Source organism: Pseudocitrobacter sp. 2023LY-00077 (genome assembly GCF_055796175.1).
Genome location: NZ_JBSPEI010000020.1, coordinates 14,316 through 29,145, shown reverse-complemented (window position 1 = coordinate 29,145; position 14,830 = coordinate 14,316). Strand labels below are relative to the sequence as shown.

The following is a 14,830-nucleotide window of genomic DNA, read 5'->3' as shown; positions in this document are numbered from 1 at the left end:
ATATTATGGACTTTTTTACTTTATTTACGCCCGATGGGGTCATGCTGGAAACAAACGTGGTATGTATCGTTATCGCGTTAATGTTTCTTTATACCTTTGTGGGAATATGCGCGGGATTTGGCGGCGGTTTAACCACAATGCCGCTCGTCACGTTAATGCTGCCCGTGAAAATGGCGACGCCACTCTCGGTAATTGTCGGTACCGCGACCGCTTTGTATGCCACCTGGCTGTCGCGCAAAGAAACGGACTGGCGATCGGCAATAGTACTGATTATTTTCTCGTTTCTGGGAATACCCGTCGGTTTATATGCCCTATCGTATTTGCCCGACCACTTTATGAAAGTGGGCTTAGGCGGATTCCTTATCCTCTACTCCTTCTACAGCATGTTTATTCCTCGCCTGCCGATTTATGACCGCAACTGGATTGCCGCCCCCATCGGGGCCGTGGCAGGCGCTTTGGGTGCGGCATTCTCAACTAACGGGCCACCGATGGTCATCTACGGTATGTTGCGTAACTTGGGCCCGGCGGCATTTCGCGGCACACTGAACGCTTTCTTCACCGCAAACAACATTGCGGTAATCGGCGGGCTGGCAACCAGCGGAATTTTGACTGTCTCTATCTTTAAACTGGTGCTGTTTTGTGTCCCTACCATGATCCTCGGTTCACTGATTGGGCAATATGTTCATAAGCGCATTTCGGTCAAAGTGTTCCGCGTTATGGTCTTTTTATTATTGATTGCCTCTGGATCAATGTTAATAAAAGGCGCACTTGGGATTCCAGCAGCGGCTGCACTTCTGCCTCCGTTTACCTTGTTAGTTATACTGCAACTGGCATTTGGTAAAAAAGTGGCGGCAATACGCCGGGCTGAAGAAAGTAAATAAAAAAATCGCACGAGGATTAATTTCATACTCGTGCCGTCGCTTTTAATCAATTCGACCTGTAATAACAGGATGGCATGAATATTACCTTTATACTCTATGGAGATTATTTATGGATACGCCACGCCAACAGTTATTAAATTTTCAATTTAACCAGAGCCGCGACAGTTTTACGCTACGTTTTCAACAACGTCTGATTTTATCGCATAGCAAAAATAATCCTTGCTTATGGATTGGCTCAGGTATAGCGGATATAGATATGTTCCGCGGCAATTTCAGTATCAAAGATAAACTGCAGGAAAAAATTGCGCTTACCGATGCCACCGTCAGCCAGTCGCCAGATGGCTGGTTAATCCATTTCAGCCGTGGTTCTGACATTAGCGCCACGCTGCGTATCTCCGCCGACGAGCAGGGCCGTTTAGTTCTGAAACTGCTAAACGACGACCTTAACCACAACCGCATCTGGCTGCGCCTTGCCGCACAACCAGAGGACCATATCTACGGCTGCGGTGAGCAGTTTTCATACTTCGATCTGCGCGGCAAACCTTTCCCGCTGTGGACCAGTGAACAAGGTGTTGGTCGCAACAAACAAACCTATGTCACCTGGCAGGCCGACTGCAAAGAAAACGCGGGCGGCGACTATTACTGGACCTTCTTCCCACAGCCTACGTTTGTTAGCACGCAAAAGTATTACTGTCATGTCGACAACAGCTGCTACATGAACTTCGACTTCAGCGCGCCGGAATATCACGAGCTGGCATTGTGGGAAGACAAAGCAACCCTGCGTTTTGAATGTGCGGACACGTACATCTCCCTGCTGGAAAAATTAACCGCTCTGCTGGGACGCCAGCCAGAACTGCCCGACTGGGTTTATGACGGAGTAACGCTTGGTATTCAGGGCGGGACTGACGTATGTCAGAAAAAGCTGGACACCATGCGTAACGCTGGCGTGAAGGTCAACGGCATCTGGGCGCAGGACTGGTCTGGTATCCGTATGAGTTCATTCGGCAAACGCGTGATGTGGAACTGGAAGTGGAATAGCGAAAACTACCCGCAACTGGACTCACGTATTAAGCAGTGGAACCAGGAGGGCGTGCAGTTCCTTACCTATATCAACCCGTATGTTGCCAGCGATAAAGATCTCTGCGAAGAAGCGGCAAAGCGCGGCTATCTGGCAAAAGATGCCTCTGGCGGTGACTATCTGGTGGAATTTGGTGAGTTCTACGGCGGTGTTGTCGATCTCACTAATCCTGAAGCCTACGCCTGGTTCAAGGAAGTGATCAAAAAGAACATGATTGAACTCGGCTGCGGCGGCTGGATGGCTGACTTCGGCGAGTATCTGCCCACCGACACTTACTTGCATAACGGCGTCAGCGCCGAAATTATGCATAACGCCTGGCCTGCGCTGTGGGCGAAGTGTAACTATGAGGCCCTTGAAGAAACAGGCAAGCTCGGCGAGATCCTCTTCTTTATGCGCGCCGGTTCTACCGGTAGCCAGAAATACTCCACCATGATGTGGGCGGGCGATCAGAACGTGGACTGGAGTCTGGACGATGGCCTGGCGTCTGTCGTCCCGGCGGCGCTGTCACTGGCAATGACCGGACACGGCCTGCATCACAGTGATATTGGCGGTTATACCACCCTGTTTGAGATGAAACGCAGCAAAGAACTGTTGCTGCGCTGGTGTGATTTCAGCGCCTTCACGCCAATGATGCGCACTCACGAAGGCAACCGTCCGGGTGATAACTGGCAGTTCGATGGCGACGTGGAAACTATCGCCCATTTTGCCCGCATGACCACCGTCTTCACCACCCTAAAACCTTACCTGAAAGAGGCCGTCGCGCTGAATGCAAAGTCCGGCCTGCCGGTTATGCGCCCACTGTTCCTGCATTACGAAGACGACGCCCTGACCTACCCCCTGAAATATCAGTACTTGTTAGGTCGCGACATTCTGGTCGCTCCGGTGCACGAGCAAGGACGCAGCGACTGGTCGCTTTATCTGCCAGAGGATAACTGGGTCCACGCGTGGACCGGAGAAACCTTCCACGGCGGAGAAATTACTGTCGACGCGCCCATCGGCAAACCACCGGTCTTTTATCGCGCCGATAGCGAATGGGCGGCACTGTTCGCCACGTTAAAAAGTATCTAATCAGGATTGCCCGTGGGGAGACTCACGGGCAAATGGAGAACGATGATGAGTCACATCACAACGGAAGATCCGGCAACTTTGCGCCTGCCCTTTAAAGAGAAACTCTCTTACGGTATCGGCGACCTGGCCTCTAACATTCTGCTGGATATCGGCACGCTTTATCTTTTGAAGTTTTATACGGATGTACTGGGGCTGCCTGGCACCTATGGCGGCATTATCTTTTTGATCTCGAAATTCTTTACCGCCTTTACCGATATGGGTACCGGCATCATGCTCGATTCCCGGCGCAAGATCGGTCCAAAAGGCAAATTCCGCCCTTTTATTCTGTATGCGTCATTCCCGGTCACCTTACTGGCGATCGCCAACTTTATCGGTACGCCGTTCGATGTCACCGGTAAAACGGTGATGGCCACCATCCTGTTTATGCTCTACGGGCTTTTTTTCAGCATGATGAACTGCTCCTACGGCGCGATGGTGCCTGCCATTACTAAAAATCCGAACGAGCGCGCATCGCTGGCGGCATGGCGTCAGGGCGGCGCTACACTGGGCCTGCTGCTGTGTACGGTGGGATTCGTGCCGGTGATGAATCTTATCGAAGGTAACCCACAACTGAGCTACGTTTTCGCCGCCACGCTGTTTTCACTGTTCGGCCTGCTGTTTATGTGGATCTGCTACTCGGGTGTGAAAGAGCGTTATGTCGAAACCCAGCCTGCCAATCCTGCGCAAAAGCCTGGCCTGTTGCAATCATTCCGTGCGATTGCCGGTAACCGCCCGCTGTTCATTCTGTGCATTGCTAATCTCTGCACCTTAGGGGCGTTTAACGTCAAGCTCGCCATTCAGGTCTATTACACCCAGTATGTGCTTAACGATCCCATCCTGTTGTCGTATATGGGATTTTTCAGCATGGGCTGTATTTTCATCGGCGTGTTCCTGATGCCTGGCGCAGTCAGACGTTTTGGTAAGAAAAAGGTCTATATCGGCGGCCTGCTGATTTGGGTACTGGGCGATCTGCTCAACTATTTCTTCGGCGGCGGCTCGGTCAGCTTTGTGGCGTTCTCCTGCCTGGCATTCTTCGGCTCGGCATTCGTAAACAGCCTGAACTGGGCGCTGGTTTCCGACACCGTCGAGTACGGCGAGTGGCGCACCGGTGTGCGTTCGGAAGGGACGGTCTACACCGGCTTCACCTTTTTTCGCAAAGTTTCTCAGGCGCTGGCAGGTTTCTTCCCTGGATGGATGCTGACGCAAATCGGCTATGTGCCGAACGTCGCGCAGGCTGACCACACCATCGAAGGGTTACGCCAGCTGATCTTCATCTACCCAAGCGCACTGGCGGTAGTCACCATTGTGGCGATGGGTTGCTTCTACAGCCTGAACGAGAAGATGTACGTCCGCATTGTAGAAGAGATAGAAGCCCGTAAACGCACGGCGTAATAATGATAAACGGCGCCCTGCGGGGCGTTATAAGGAGTGATTATGTCTGACCATAATCCACTGACATTAAAACTGAATCTACGGGAAAAAATCGCCTATGGCATGGGTGACGTCGGTTCGAATTTAATGCTCTGCATCGGTACACTGTATCTCCTCAAATTTTATACCGATGAATTAGGGATGCCTGCTTACTATGGCGGGATTATCTTTCTGGTGGCGAAATTCTTTACCGCGTTTACGGACATGCTCACCGGTTTTTTACTCGACTCGCGAAAAAATATTGGGCCAAAAGGAAAATTCAGGCCATTTATTTTATACGCAGCGGTACCGGCGGCATTAATTGCAACGCTCCAGTTTATCGCCACCACCTTTAGTTTGCCGGTTAAAACGACGATTGCCACCGCGCTGTTTATGATGTTTGGACTTTCATACAGTCTGATGAACTGCTCGTATGGCGCAATGATTCCGGCCATTACCAAAAACCCGAATGAGCGCGCGCAGCTCGCGGCTTACCGCCAGGGTGGTGCAACCATAGGGCTACTGATTTGTACCGTGGCATTTATTCCGTTGCAGTCACTTTGTTCTGACACCACCGTCGGTTATGCGTGCGCGGCACTGATGTTCTCCATTGGCGGCTTTATCTTTATGATGCTTTGTTACAGAGGCGTCAAAGAGCATTATGTGGACACGACACCAACCGGACATAAGGCCAGTATTTTCAAATCATTTTGCGCGATATTCCGTAATCCACCATTGCTGGTTTTGTGTATTGCTAACTTGTGTACCTTGGCGGCATTTAATATCAAACTGGCGATTCAGGTATATTATACGCAATATGTGTTGAACGATATTCACTTATTATCGTGGATGGGATTCTTCAGCATGGGATGTATCCTCATCGGTGTATTACTGGTGCCACTAACTGTAAAATATTTTGGTAAAAAACAGGTTTATTTAGCTGGCATGGTGCTGTGGGCCATGGGTGATATCCTGAATTATTTCTGGGGCAGTAACTCTTTCACTTTTGTCATGTTCTCTTGTGTCGCATTTTTTGGCACGGCCTTTGTAAACAGCCTGAACTGGGCACTGGTGCCTGACACCGTTGATTACGGTGAATGGAAAACCGGTATTCGTGCCGAAGGTTCTGTTTATACCGGTTATACCTTCTTTCGTAAAATTTCTGCCGCACTTGCTGGCTTCTTGCCAGGCATTATGCTGACGCAAATCGGTTATGTTCCCAACATCGCGCAAAGCGATGCAACATTACAGGGTTTGCGTCAGCTCATTTTTATCTGGCCTTGTGCGCTGGCGATCATTGCGGCTCTGACGATGGGATTCTTTTACACGCTCAATGAAAAACGTTTTGCGTTAATCATCGAGGAAGTGAATCAACGAAAGAAAAACCAACACAAATAAACTTATAAAAACCGCCGCTATTTCCATCCTGAGAGATGGCGGCCTCTTCACGTTTAAAAAATGGATTTATTATGAAAAGCTTAAATTCACTCATATTGGTATCCTCTATTATATCCTCCTCCGCATTTGCCGGAGCCTATGTCGAAAACCGTGAGGCCTATAACCTGGCTTCCGATCAACAGGAAATTATGCTACGTGTAGGTTATAACTTCGATATGGGGGCTGGCATTATGCTCACTAATACCTATAACCTACAGCGAGATGATGAACTGAAGCATGGTTACAATGAGATTGAAGGGTGGTACCCGTTGTTTAAACCAACAGATAAATTAACCATTCAACCTGGTGGTTTAATTAATGATAAGAGTATTGGTTCTGGCGGATCGGTGTATCTTGACGTCAATTATAAATTTACACCATGGTTCAACCTCACCGTCAGAAACCGTTACAATCATAATAACTACAGCTCGACGGACTTAAACGGTGAACTTGATAATAATGACACTTACGAAATAGGAAATTACTGGAATTTTATTATTACCGATAAGTTTTCCTATACCTTTGAACCACATTATTTTATGAGAGTAAACGACTTTAATAGTAGCAACGGCAAAGATCACCACTGGGAAATCACCAATACATTTCGCTACCGCATTAATGAACACTGGCTGCCCTATATAGAATTACGTTGGTTAGATCGTAATGTTGAACCCTATCATCGCGAACAAAACCAGATTCGTATCGGGGCTAAGTATTTCTTCTGATGTGCAACTGCCGGATGCAGCGTAAACGCTGCATCCGTTCATTTATCAAGCCTCCGCCGCCAGCATCTCTTTCTTACGCTGGCTAATGCGCTTAACCAGCATCACCGAGACCACCGCGCCGCAAAAGGCGAAGCAGGCCATGATGCCAAACACGATCTTGTAGCCGACGATCCCCGGGTTTAAATCCAGAATGTAGCCGTAGAGGCTAAAGCAGAACATCGCCGGGGCGTAGCCGATGAAGCTGCCGAGCGCCATCGCGGCACCGGTCTGGTTTTCGGCGATTTTCGCTTCGCCAATCGGCGCAAAGAAGACGGCACGCTGGGTGAAGACGATCGCGCCAAAGCCCAATGTGCACATCATGCCGAGGTAAACCGGCATACTTTCATGCGGCAGCATAATCAGCAGAATCAGTGCCACGGTGCTGATCACAAAGGTGTAGCACAGGTATTTGCTGGGTGATTTCAGGATTTTGTCAGAAATCATGCCACCAACGGGTCCGCCGATCATTTTCAGGCAGTACTGGTTAATAATGCCATACGCGCCCACCAGCGCGACGGGCAGCATGTAGATGTTTTTCAGGAACGGAATGAAGAACGTCAGGCCGCAGTACACCGCGTACACAAAGAAGACGTTGAAGGCAATGAGCCAGATGGTTTTGTCTTTCAAAACCGACGTCATGCTGGTGTTTTTGCTGGCGTCTTCGTCCTTTGTCACCTCAACCGACGGCGCCTCTTCTTTGTCATTCAGCACGAAGAAGATGATAACGCCGACGGCAATCACGATGATGGAATAGAACCAGATACCCGCCTTGAAGCCCAATAAGCCACTGCCGAACCAGGCGAAGACGGCCAGTGCGGAGAATGCGACAACGGTATCGACGATGCCGCGCCCCGTTTCAAAGAAACCAAACAGACGGCCCTGCTGTTCACTGTTACCCAGCCGGCTTACCGATTTCAGCAGTACCGGCCAGTTCATCATGTCGCAGGTGACACCAAACAGCGCCCAGACAAAAAGGATGCCCCAGTATCCCGGCATGGTCGTCAAATAAACGCCCAGTAAACCCGTCGCGATGAGCGAAAAAGACATGGTGTATTTACGCGGCAGTTTGTCGGCAAAATAGATTGAGAGGAAAAAGCCGATGGTCGTAACAAATGAGTTCACCGACATCGCATTACCTATTTGACCATTGGTCAAATGGAAATACTCCTGCATCGGAATATAAAACGCATCTTTCAGTGAAGGTAATTTATAAATCGTACCGCCGCAGAGCGTTAACAGACTAAATAACGCCCATTTCTTTTTCGTGAGCATAACATCCCCTATGCGATTTTTTAAATCGCTGTCTTAAAAGGCAATAGGATACCGGCCATCCTTATAAGATGGTTTTTATTAACTGCTAATAAATTTAAAGCTTATTAGTGGTTTAGAAGATGCGTCGCCTCTTGTTTTATTTGTTGCAACACGCTCCGAACATAATTTATCTGATTCACCGCATCCTGCTTTTCTTTACTCAACCGAGCGTCCAGCGCACTTTGTTCAGGTAATGGCGTTTCACTCATTTGACGATAGGGGATCCACGGGTTATCACCTTCGTGTTCAAAACGAAATGCCGGAGCATAGTAATCCACCTCTTCTTCCAGGCCGTAAGCCATCACCTGCGGTTCTTCATCACCCAGGCAGATAAGGTTGGTTAACAGATCTTTGAATGGCATGTCACCCTGCCCGGAAATACAGGCTTTATGGCCCAGTCCGCCGTCTTCATTGACGATCAGCGCATCTTTAATATGCACCTGGGTGATATGCGGGGACATGGTTTTTAACGCGTCCAAAGGATGTTCGTTGGCGTTAATCATGTTTGCAAAATCAAACAGTAAGGAGAGAGAATCCATCCCGCTGTCTTGAATAAGCGTCGCCAGCTCGTGGCTCTTCAGGTCTTCATGCTGTTCAAGAGTGAAGGTCAATCCGCTGTCCTGATATGTATCGCGAATGTACGCGATATCACGGGCAATCACCGACATCACTTGCTGCAAATGCCCTTCGTAGCGCGGATAGAAACGGACCGATGACGCGCCCGTTTTTAAGGCAATGCCGGCAGCCAGATCGATCGCTTTTTTATCGGAAGCGCTGGTTTCGATATGCACATCCAGATTGAGCTGGCGGGCTTTCTCACCAAAAGCAGTCAGTTCGCTATCACTCATATTTTCCAGCGAGAAGCGCTCGCCATCCAGTACGTGAATTTTTACACCACGTAGCTGATTCTCATAAGCAATATCCAGCAAGTTACCCGGTAATACACGTTCAAGACGCATATTTAAATGATACGCATAGGCATGCAGATAAAGAGGAAGATTATCGACACGTTGTAGAATTTTTGTTGCGTTATTTATTGTGAGCATAAAACACCTACAGATTAATGATGAGGTCAACCGCCTCAAACCGCCAATATTCAATGTCTACTTGTACAATATTGCCATTCCGGTCGGCCCGGTGCTTTTCAATTAAAATAGCGGGCATGCCGGCAGAGCCACCCAGATATTTACTGATATCACCCGGCATTCTGACGGGTTTAAACACTAATTTTTTTACGATGGTCTCTTTTTGATAGCATTTTTCCCAAACCGAGGAAAAAGAGTGGTTTTCAAGTTGATCGATAAAGCCTGGCGCCACTTCAGGATTGATATACGTTTCGTGATAGAAGACTTTATGGCCTTCCAGCGCGCCCCACCCTGTTACGCGATAAAGCGTCTCAGAGGGCGTCGCCGCCGTCAGAGGCAGCAGCATTTCCGGCAGATCCGTAATACGGGTTTTCTCCGTAAATCCCCATGAGGGCTCTCTACCCTGCTCAATGGCCGCGCGTTGAAAGCTTGCCGACAGCTCGGGGCTGTAATTGAAACGCGGTTGCGTGACGAACCAGCCTTTACGGTCTTTGCGGAAGATTTTTGATTCCGCCTCAAGGTTCAACAATGCCCGGCGCAGCGTCATACGTTTGATGCCCAGCAGCTCGCACAACTCTCTTTCAGAAGGGAGCTTTCCGCCCGGCGTGGTAATGCCATCTTTTAACCACCGATCTAACTTCTCTTTGGCATTCTCAACGGTGGACTGATTTTCCGTCATTGCTTGTTTTAATCCTATTGGTTTAAACCAGATGATGCATCTTACGCTCACGGCGAAAACGAACGCAAACAGCGCCGCAGAACTTTGCGGATAATTGTGACAAAGCTCTCTTAAGCAGTAACCCTGCATTTAAAAGGGGGATAAAAAGGCGCTTGCCGTGATGTGAAGGCAAAAAAAAACCTGCCATCGCTGGCAGGTTTTTCATACGTTAAAGAGGAGGATTACTCTTCTTTCGCACCGCGCATCGCGCGTTTACGGTCGTTCTCGGTCAGGTGACGTTTACGGATACGGACAGAAGTTGGGGTAACTTCTACCAGTTCGTCGTCATCGATGAACTCAAGAGCCTGTTCCAGCGTCATTTTAACCGGCGGAACCAGAACCGTTGCTTCGTCTGTACCAGACGCACGCATGTTGGTCAGTTTCTTACCGGTCAGGCAGTTTACAGTCAGGTCGTTAGAACGACTGTGAATACCGATGATCTGGCCTTCATAAACTTCAGCACCGTGGCCCAGGAACAGCTTACCGCGGTCCTGCAGGCTGAACAGTGCGAACGCAACTGCTTTACCCTGGCCGTTAGAGATCAGTACACCGTTCTGGCGCTGACCCACATCACCCGGACGGATATCGTCGTAGTGGCTGAAGGTGGAGTACAGCAGACCGGTACCGGAAGTCATGGTCATGAATTCTGAACGGAAGCCGATCAGACCACGGCTTGGGATCACGTAGTCGAGACGTACGCGGCCTTTGCCATCTGGATTCATGTTTTTCAGGTCGCCTTTACGCTCACCCAGAGCCTGCATCACAGAACCCTGATGTTGTTCTTCAACGTCCAGCGTGACGTTTTCGAACGGCTCTTGTTTACGGCCATCGATTTCGCGGAAGATAACTTTCGGACGGGAAACCGCCATTTCGAAACCTTCACGACGCATGTTTTCGATAAGAACAGACAGGTGCAGTTCACCACGACCAGACACGCGGAATGCGTCAGCATCCGGCGTTTCTTCTACGCGCAGCGCCACGTTGTGGACCAGTTCTTTGTTCAGACGATCAAGGATCTGGCGAGACGTGACGTATTTACCTTCTTTACCGCAGAACGGAGAGGTGTTTACGCAGAAGAACATAGAAACGGTCGGTTCATCAACGGACAGGGCTGGCAGCGCTTCCACATTTTGCGTGTCGCAAATGGTGTCAGAGATGTTCAGCTCACCCAGACCGGTAATAGCGATGATGTCGCCAGCTTCAGCCACGTCGGTTTCGATACGTTCCAGACCCAGATGGCCCAGCACTTTACCGACTTTACCGTTACGGGTTTTGCCTTCGCTATCGATGATAGTCACTTGCTGGTTCGGTTTCACTTTACCGCGTTTGATACGGCCGATACCGATAACACCCACATAGCTGTTGTAGTCCAGCTGGGAGATCTGCATCTGCAGAGGACCGTCGAGATCGACGTCCGGCGCAGGAACATGGTCAACAATCGCCTGATACAGCGGGGTCATGTCTTCAGCCATGTCTTCGTGATCCAGACCCGCGATACCGTTCAGCGCAGATGCGTAAACGATCGGGAAGTCCAGCTGTTCGTCGGTCGCATCAAGGTTAACGAACAGGTCAAAGACCTGGTCAACAACCCAGTCAGGACGCGCGCCAGGGCGGTCAACTTTGTTGATAACAACAATAGGTTTCAGGCCATAGGCAAAGGCTTTCTTGGTCACGAAGCGCGTCTGCGGCATCGGGCCGTCAAATGCGTCAACGACCAGCAGCACGGAGTCTACCATGGACATTACACGTTCAACTTCACCACCGAAGTCGGCGTGCCCTGGGGTATCAACGATGTTGATACGGTAGTCATTCCATTTGATAGCGGTGTTTTTCGCGAGGATGGTAATCCCACGCTCTTTCTCCAAATCGTTGGAGTCCATCACACGCTCTTGAGTTTCGGCACGTGCATCAAACGTACCGGATTGCTGCAGCAGCTTATCAACCAGGGTAGTTTTACCATGGTCAACGTGCGCGATGATGGCGATGTTACGCAAATTTTCGATCACAACTTTGCCTCGGGCATTAGAAATAGCGCGTTATTGTACACGGATTAATCGCAGTACAAAACAGGATCACAAACATCCTCCGCAAACAAGTATTGCAGAGTTCCTTTGTGATCGCTTTCACGGAGCGAAAAAAGGGCACCTTAACGCAAATTGCACCAATATGGTGCTCTATGTTCACATATAAGCACTATACTGGTGCAATGACACCATCGTGGTGCAGCCCTTTTGCACTATGATGCGCATGATAGCGCCTTTTGGGGGTAATTTAAAAGTTGGCACAGATTTCGCTTTATAAATTTCAGGGCAACAACGCCACTTTTAAGAAGTGTTTGAAGACCTCGTTACCACGACGACAATGACAAATCCGGGAGATGTAAAGTATGTCCGCTGAACACGTTTTGACGATGCTGAATGAGCACGAAGTGAAGTTTGTCGATCTGCGCTTCACCGATACCAAAGGTAAAGAACAGCACGTCACTATCCCTTCCCATCAGGTTAATGCCGAATTCTTTGAAGAAGGCAAAATGTTTGACGGCTCCTCTATCGGCGGCTGGAAAGGCATTAACGAATCTGACATGGTTCTGATGCCGGACGCATCTACCGCACTCATTGACCCGTTCTACGAAGAACCAACACTGATCATCCGCTGCGATATCCTGGAACCAGGTACCCTGCAGGGCTATGACCGTGACCCGCGCTCCATCGCGAAACGCGCTGAAGAATACCTGCGCTCCACTGGCATTGCCGACACCGTACTGTTCGGGCCAGAACCAGAATTCTTCCTGTTTGACGACATCCGCTTCGGCGCATCCATTTCCGGTTCTCACGTGGCTATCGACGATATCGAAGGCGCGTGGAACTCTTCCACCAAATATGAAGGTGGTAACAAAGGTCACCGTCCGGGCGTGAAAGGCGGTTACTTCCCGGTTCCGCCGGTCGATTCCTCCCAGGATATCCGTTCTACCATGTGTATGATCATGGAAGAAATGGGCCTGGTTGTTGAAGCTCACCACCACGAAGTGGCAACGGCAGGTCAGAACGAAATCGCGACCCGCTTCAACACCATGACCAAAAAAGCGGACGAAATTCAGATCTACAAATATGTCGTTCACAACGTTGCGCACCGTTTCGGTAAAACCGCGACCTTCATGCCAAAACCGATGTTCGGCGATAACGGTTCCGGTATGCACTGCCACATGTCTCTCTCCAAGAACGGCGTAAACCTGTTCTCTGGCGACAAATACGCGGGTCTGTCTGAGCAGGCGCTGCACTACATCGGTGGTGTTATCAAACACGCGAAAGCGATCAACGCCCTGGCGAACCCGACCACCAACTCCTACAAACGTCTGGTCCCGGGTTACGAAGCACCGGTTATGCTGGCTTACTCTGCCCGTAACCGTTCTGCTTCCATCCGTATTCCGGTTGTTACCAGCCCGAAAGCGCGTCGTATCGAAGTGCGCTTCCCGGACCCGGCAGCTAACCCGTACCTGTGCTTCGCAGCACTGCTGATGGCTGGCCTTGACGGTATCAAGAACAAAATCCATCCGGGCGAAGCGATGGACAAAAACCTGTATGACCTGCCGCCGGAAGAAGCGAAAGAGATCCCACAGGTTGCTGGTTCTCTGGAAGAAGCACTGAAAGAGCTGGATCTGGACCGCGAGTTCCTGAAAGCCGGTGGTGTGTTCACTGACGAATCCATCGATGCTTACATCGCGCTGCGCCGAGAAGAAGATGACCGTGTGCGCATGACTCCGCACCCGGTAGAGTTCGAGCTGTACTACAGCGTTTAATTTAAGTTAGTCATTCTCCGCCCACTTCTTGTCGCCGCCTGGCGGCAAGAACAAGCTGAGTAAGTTGTTGCCGTGGAACTTTTAGCCCATCTCTGGATGGGCTTTTTTCTCCACAAAAACGCGTAGTTAGCGCCTTTTTCCCGTCCATCCAGCTATAATGCACTAAAACAGTGCAATCTAAGGAGACTGCTAAATGGCAACCGGCGCGCTGCCCGATGCTGGGCAGATCCTCAATTCTTTAATTAATAGCATTCTGCTGGTCGATGACGACCTGGCGGTGCATTACGCCAATCCGGCGGCGCAGCAGCTGCTGGCGCAAAGCTCGCGAAAACTGTTCGGTACGCCGTTACCGGAACTGCTGAGCTATTTCTCGCTGAATATCGGTTTGATGCAGGAGAGCCTGCAAACGGGCCAGGGCTTCACGGATAACGAAGTAACGCTGGTGATCGACGGACGCTCGCATATCCTCTCTCTGACGGCTCAGCGGCTACCTGACGGCTTTATTTTGCTGGAGATGGCCCCGATGGATAACCAACGTCGTTTGAGCCAGGAGCAGCTACAGCACGCCCAGCAGATTGCAGCACGCGATTTAGTCCGTGGCTTAGCCCATGAGATTAAAAACCCGCTCGGCGGCTTACGCGGCGCAGCACAGCTGTTAAGCAGAGCGCTACCTGACCCGTCGCTCACTGAATACACCAAAATGATCATTGAGCAGGCCGACCGCCTGCGCAACCTGGTCGACCGACTGCTGGGGCCGCAACAGCCGGGCATGCACGTGACCGAAAGCATCCACAAAGTGGCCGAACGCGTCTTTTCGCTGGTGTCGATGGAGCTGCCGGATAACGTGCGGCTGGTGCGTGATTACGATCCGAGTTTGCCGGAGTTACCGCACGATCCCGACCAGATTGAGCAAGTTTTGCTGAATATTGTACGCAATGCATTGCAGGCGTTAGGGCCAGAAGGCGGCGAAATCATTCTGCGTACCCGCACCGCGTTCCAGCTGACGCTACACGGTGAGCGCTATCGCCTGGCGGCACGCATTGACGTTGAAGATAACGGGCCGGGCATTCCGTCCCATTTACAGGACACGCTGTTCTATCCGATGGTAAGTGGCCGCGAAGGCGGCACCGGGCTGGGTTTATCCATCGCCCGTAGCCTGATCGATCAGCATTCCGGAAAAATTGAATTTACCAGTTGGCCAGGCCATACCGAGTTCTCGGTTTACCTGCCAATTCGAAAATAA

At 50.3% G+C, this 14,830-nt stretch carries 11 protein-coding genes; 7 read left to right on the top strand and 4 right to left on the bottom strand.

All coding sequences use genetic code 11. From position 1 onward, the window contains the following. The first annotated feature begins 5 nt into the window (after window positions 1-5). The 5 genes from ACWWFX_RS21085 (at window position 6) to ompL (ending at window position 6,638) form a co-directional block, all read left to right on the top strand. Window positions 6-881, top strand: coding sequence for a sulfite exporter TauE/SafE family protein (locus ACWWFX_RS21085; RefSeq protein ID WP_473224708.1), 876 nt, complete (start codon window positions 6-8; stop codon window positions 879-881). A 109-nt stretch (window positions 882-990) separates the two neighbouring features. After that, window positions 991-3,027, top strand: a complete 2,037-nt coding sequence (gene yihQ, locus ACWWFX_RS21080) for a sulfoquinovosidase (protein WP_473224707.1) — start codon at window positions 991-993, stop codon at window positions 3,025-3,027. 45 nt (window positions 3,028-3,072) lie between these two features. Beyond that, complete coding sequence (locus ACWWFX_RS21075) at window positions 3,073-4,458, top strand: MFS transporter (protein WP_473224731.1); 1,386 nt, start codon at window positions 3,073-3,075, stop codon at window positions 4,456-4,458. Window positions 4,459-4,500: 42 nt separating this feature from the next. Beyond that, on the top strand, window positions 4,501-5,874 hold the full coding sequence (locus tag ACWWFX_RS21070; protein ID WP_473224706.1) for an MFS transporter: 1,374 nt from the start codon (window positions 4,501-4,503) through the stop codon (window positions 5,872-5,874). Window positions 5,875-5,945: 71 nt separating this feature from the next. Beyond that, entirely contained in the window at window positions 5,946-6,638 is a 693-nt protein-coding gene (gene ompL, locus ACWWFX_RS21065; RefSeq protein ID WP_473224705.1) for a porin OmpL, read from the top strand. A 45-nt stretch (window positions 6,639-6,683) separates the two neighbouring features. Here the strand turns inward: ompL and ACWWFX_RS21060 are convergent, their stop codons facing one another. From ACWWFX_RS21060 to typA, 4 genes are all read right to left on the bottom strand, one after another. Continuing rightward, window positions 6,684-7,949, bottom strand: coding sequence for an MFS transporter (locus ACWWFX_RS21060; protein ID WP_149464263.1), 1,266 nt, complete (start codon window positions 7,947-7,949; stop codon window positions 6,684-6,686). Between the two features lie 104 nt (window positions 7,950-8,053). Next, a complete protein-coding gene (locus ACWWFX_RS21055; RefSeq protein WP_473224704.1) occupies window positions 8,054-9,034 on the bottom strand; it encodes a sugar phosphate isomerase/epimerase family protein in 981 nt (326 codons plus the stop codon). A 7-nt stretch (window positions 9,035-9,041) separates the two neighbouring features. Continuing rightward, a complete protein-coding gene (locus ACWWFX_RS21050) occupies window positions 9,042-9,752 on the bottom strand; it encodes a GntR family transcriptional regulator (protein WP_473224703.1) in 711 nt (236 codons plus the stop codon). A gap of 221 nt (window positions 9,753-9,973) precedes the next feature. Further along, entirely contained in the window at window positions 9,974-11,797 is a 1,824-nt protein-coding gene (typA, locus tag ACWWFX_RS21045; RefSeq protein ID WP_276219293.1) for a ribosome-dependent GTPase TypA, read from the bottom strand. A gap of 380 nt (window positions 11,798-12,177) precedes the next feature. Here typA and glnA point away from each other — a divergent pair, with 380 nt between their 5' ends. Both glnA and glnL read left to right on the top strand, forming a co-directional pair. Next, window positions 12,178-13,587, top strand: coding sequence for a glutamate--ammonia ligase (gene glnA, locus ACWWFX_RS21040; protein ID WP_015966560.1), 1,410 nt, complete (start codon window positions 12,178-12,180; stop codon window positions 13,585-13,587). A 193-nt stretch (window positions 13,588-13,780) separates the two neighbouring features. Continuing rightward, window positions 13,781-14,830, top strand: a complete 1,050-nt coding sequence (glnL, locus tag ACWWFX_RS21035) for a nitrogen regulation protein NR(II) (RefSeq protein ID WP_015966561.1) — start codon at window positions 13,781-13,783, stop codon at window positions 14,828-14,830.

What these genes read in the sequence shown, in the direction of transcription:
- ACWWFX_RS21050 (WP_473224703.1), bottom strand. Translation starts at nt 9,752, where the DNA reads ATGACGGAAAATCAGTCCACCGTTGAGAATGCCAAAGAGAAGTTAGAT.
- ACWWFX_RS21070 (WP_473224706.1), top strand. Translation starts at nt 4,501, where the DNA reads ATGTCTGACCATAATCCACTGACATTAAAACTGAATCTACGGGAAAAA.
- ompL (WP_473224705.1), top strand. Translation starts at nt 5,946, where the DNA reads ATGAAAAGCTTAAATTCACTCATATTGGTATCCTCTATTATATCCTCC.
- glnA (WP_015966560.1), top strand. Translation starts at nt 12,178, where the DNA reads ATGTCCGCTGAACACGTTTTGACGATGCTGAATGAGCACGAAGTGAAG.
- ACWWFX_RS21055 (WP_473224704.1), bottom strand. Translation starts at nt 9,034, where the DNA reads ATGCTCACAATAAATAACGCAACAAAAATTCTACAACGTGTCGATAAT.
- ACWWFX_RS21075 (WP_473224731.1), top strand. Translation starts at nt 3,073, where the DNA reads ATGAGTCACATCACAACGGAAGATCCGGCAACTTTGCGCCTGCCCTTT.
- ACWWFX_RS21060 (WP_149464263.1), bottom strand. Translation starts at nt 7,949, where the DNA reads ATGCTCACGAAAAAGAAATGGGCGTTATTTAGTCTGTTAACGCTCTGC.
- ACWWFX_RS21085 (WP_473224708.1), top strand. Translation starts at nt 6, where the DNA reads ATGGACTTTTTTACTTTATTTACGCCCGATGGGGTCATGCTGGAAACA.
- glnL (WP_015966561.1), top strand. Translation starts at nt 13,781, where the DNA reads ATGGCAACCGGCGCGCTGCCCGATGCTGGGCAGATCCTCAATTCTTTA.
- yihQ (WP_473224707.1), top strand. Translation starts at nt 991, where the DNA reads ATGGATACGCCACGCCAACAGTTATTAAATTTTCAATTTAACCAGAGC.